The 3,208-nt window shown below is 65.7% G+C and carries 3 protein-coding genes and 1 pseudogene; all 4 read left to right on the forward strand.

From position 1 onward, the window contains the following. Positions 1-666, forward strand: a pseudogene (locus ACLP25_RS20955) (hypothetical protein); the annotation flags it as partial. A gap of 3 nt (positions 667-669) precedes the next feature. Continuing rightward, on the forward strand, positions 670-1,869 hold the full coding sequence (locus tag ACLP25_RS20960; protein ID WP_442471084.1) for an acetyl-CoA acetyltransferase: 1,200 nt from the start codon (positions 670-672) through the stop codon (positions 1,867-1,869). Between the two features lie 16 nt (positions 1,870-1,885). Continuing rightward, positions 1,886-2,338 (forward strand): MaoC family dehydratase, encoded by a 453-nt coding sequence (locus tag ACLP25_RS20965; protein WP_442471085.1) that lies wholly within the window; start codon positions 1,886-1,888, stop codon positions 2,336-2,338. Further along, the gene (locus tag ACLP25_RS20970) at positions 2,335-3,195 is read left to right on the forward strand and encodes an HpcH/HpaI aldolase/citrate lyase family protein (protein ID WP_442471086.1); all 861 of its coding nucleotides are present in this window, start codon (positions 2,335-2,337) and stop codon (positions 3,193-3,195) included. Before ACLP25_RS20965 ends, ACLP25_RS20970 begins: the two co-directional genes overlap by 4 nt. Positions 3,196-3,208 lie beyond the last annotated feature (13 nt).

The raw sequence follows: 3,208 nt of genomic DNA on the forward strand, positions 1-3,208 counted from the left end.
CTCGGCGCCGCCCACGGCCTCTTCGCGATGGCGCTCGCAGCCGCGAGGGCCAAACCGGGAGAGCGCATCCTCGTCGCGGGATTCGGAAGCGGCAGTGACGCGCTGGTGCTGGAAATGACCGCCCCGATGCCGGGCGCCGGATCGGCGGAGGACGCGCTGCGGCAGGGGCTGGCTCTTGGCGACTATGTCCGTTTCCTGAGTCTCAGCGGCGCGCTCGAGCTGGATTGGGGCGTGCGCTCGGAGTTCGAACAGAAGGCGCAGGCCACCGTCATTGCGCGCTACGGGCGCGACATGATTGGCTTCGTCGGCGGTCGCGACGCGGTCGGAAACGTGCAGTTCCCGAAGAGTCGCGTCCCCGTCCGGCCCGACGCCGATGGCCCCGAGCCGATGCAGGACGTCAGGCTCGCTGACGATTTCGCCCGCGTCGTCTCCGTGACTGCAGATCGGTTGAACTTCACGCCCGACCCGCCATTCTGGTTCGGGCTTGCACAGTTCGACAACGGCGCGAGGGTAATGATGGAGTTCACGGACGACGACTTGCGGGGTTTTTCGGTGGGCGACCGGGTGCGGATGCGCCTTCGCGTCAAGTCGCGCGACCAGCGTCGCGGCTTTCGAACCTATTTCTGGAAAGCGGCGCCGGCTGAGCGTCCCTTGCTCGAAGGTTGAGACATGGCAAGCGGGATCAAGGACAAGGTCGCGATACTCGGCATGGGATGCACGACCTTCGGAGAACATTGGGACAAGGGCCCCGAGGACCTCATGGTCGAGGCCTTCGAGGAGGCGCTTGCGGACGCGAAGATCGCACGCTCCGAGATCCAGGCCGCCTGGATGGGCAATGCGCTTGACGACATCAATGTCGGCAACAGCGCGCTGCCGCTGGCGCATGCCCTACGGCTGAAGACTATTCCGGTCTCGCGGGTCGAAAACATGTGCGCGACAGGGTCCGAGGCCCTGCGCGCCGCCGTCTACGCCGTCGCCGCCGGCGCCGTCGATTTCGCCCTGGCCCTCGGCGTCGAGAAGCTCAAGGATACCGGCTACGGCGGGCTGCCTCTACGCACAAAGGGCCTCGCCAACGACCTCTGGCTTCCCTACGGCTCCGCGCCTGGTTCCTTCGCCCAGCTGGCGGGGGCCTATGCGGCGAAGCACCGGCTTAACGGCGACGATCTGAAGCGCGCCATGGCTCATGTGAGCTGGAAGAGCCACCAGAACGCGGTTCAAAATCCGCGCGCCCATCTGCGCAAGGCCGTCGACGTCGAGACGATCCTCAAGGCGCCGATGATCGCAGACCCGCTCGGGCTCTACGATTGCTGCGGCGTGTCCGACGGCGCAGCGGCCGCCATCGTCACGACGCCCGAGATCGCGAGAGGGCTTGGCGTTGTCAATCCGGTGACCGTCAAGGCCGTGCAGCTTTCGGCCAGCCACGGCTGGGAGATGCAATATGAAGCCTGGGACGGCTCTTATGTGCTGAACACGCGGGAGGCCGCGAAACGCGCCTACGCGGAGGCCGGCGTGCGCAATCCGGCGACCGAGCTTTCGCTGACGGAAGTGCACGACTGCTTCTCCATCACTGAGCTCGTGACGATGGAGGACCTCGGCCTGTCGGAGGAAGGCTACGCGCCGCGCGACATTCTCGACGGCCGCTACGACCGTGCTGGAGCTCAGCCCTGCCAGCCGGACGGCGGCCTCAAGTGCTTTGGCCATCCCATCGGCGCCTCGGGGCTCCGAATGGCCTATGAGGTCTATACGCAATTGCTCGGACGGGCGGGATCACGCCAGCTCGACAAAGTGGATCTCGGATTGACCCACAATCTCGGCGGCGCGCCGTTCAACAGCGTCGCCGCAGTCTCGATCTTTGGACGCCTGCACTAAAAGGGGGAGTTGAGCATTGGGCGGGAAATATTTCGAGGAATTCACCGTCGGTCAGACCTTCGTCCACGAGGTCCGGCGCACGGTGACCGACATGGACAACATCCTGTTCTCGACGCTGACCCATAATCCGGCGGCCATTCACATCGACCACGAATACGCCAAGACGACCGAGTTCGGCAAGCCGCTGGTCAATTCCATCTTTACTCTCGGTCTTGTCGTGGGCCTGTCGGTGCTGGACACCACGCTCGGCACCACGGTCGGCAATCTCGGCTGGGAGGAAGTCGCCTTTCCAAAGCCAGTCTTCGCTGGCGACACGATTCACGCGGAGACGAAGGTGGTCGCCTTACGCGATTCGAAGTCGCGCCCGACGCAGGGGATCGTGACGTTCGAGCACAAGGGATTCAACCAGCGCGGCGAGGTTGTCTGCTCCTGCCGACGCGTCGCCCTGATGCTTAGGAAGGCCCAATGAGGCTTCGCTCGCTTCTGTTCGTTCCGGGCGATTCGGAACGCAAGTTCGCGAAGGCGCAGGCGTCCGGCGCCGACGCGCTGATCCTCGACCTCGAGGACTCGGTTGCGCCCAGCCAAAAAGCGGCGGCGCGCGCCCATGTCGCGAGCCTTCTCGAGAATAGGGAGCCGCGCGGCTGGTCCTTCTTCGTCCGCATCAACGCGCTCGACACCGGCCTGACCCTCGACGATCTCGCCGCCGTCGTGAAGCCGGGACTCGACGGCGTGCTCGTTCCGAAAGCGAACGGCGCGGAGGACATCACCCGCTTCGGCCATTACCTCGAGGCCTTCGAAACGAGGGCGGCGATGCCGGTTGGCTCCGTCAGGATCGCCGTCGTCGCAACCGAGACGGCGAAGGCGATGTTTGCCCTTCACACCTATGCGCCCGCGCATCCGCGGCTCGCCGCGCTGACCTGGGGCGGCGAGGATCTCGCCGCGGCGCTCGGCGCGACCGAGAACAGGGAAGCGGGCGGCTGGACCTTCCCTTACCAGGTCGCCCGCACGCAATGCCTGTTCGCTGCCGCCGCCGCGGAGGTCATGCCGATCGACACCATCCACGCCGATTTCCTCGACACGGAAGGGCTCGAACTCGACTGCCGCCGTTCGCGGCGCGACGGATTCCTCGGCCGCATGGCGATCCATCCCGACCAGGTTGCGACGATCAACCGTTGCTATTCGCCGTCTGAAGCGGAGATCGCCCACGCGCGCCGGATCGTCGAGGCTTTCGCCGCCAATCCCGGCGCGGGCACGCTCGGGATCGACGGCAAGATGGTCGACATCCCGCATCTGAAGGCGGCGCAGAAGACCCTCGCGTCCATCTAAAGGGAGGAAGGCG

It is taken from the genome of Roseiarcus sp., assembly GCF_052145395.1.
Classification (GTDB): domain Bacteria; phylum Pseudomonadota; class Alphaproteobacteria; order Rhizobiales; family Beijerinckiaceae; genus Roseiarcus.

Coding starts and splice junctions, on each gene's coding strand:
- ACLP25_RS20960 (WP_442471084.1), top strand. CDS start 670: ATGGCAAGCGGGATCAAGGACAAGGTCGCGATACTCGGCATGGGATGC.
- ACLP25_RS20970 (WP_442471086.1), top strand. CDS start 2,335: ATGAGGCTTCGCTCGCTTCTGTTCGTTCCGGGCGATTCGGAACGCAAG.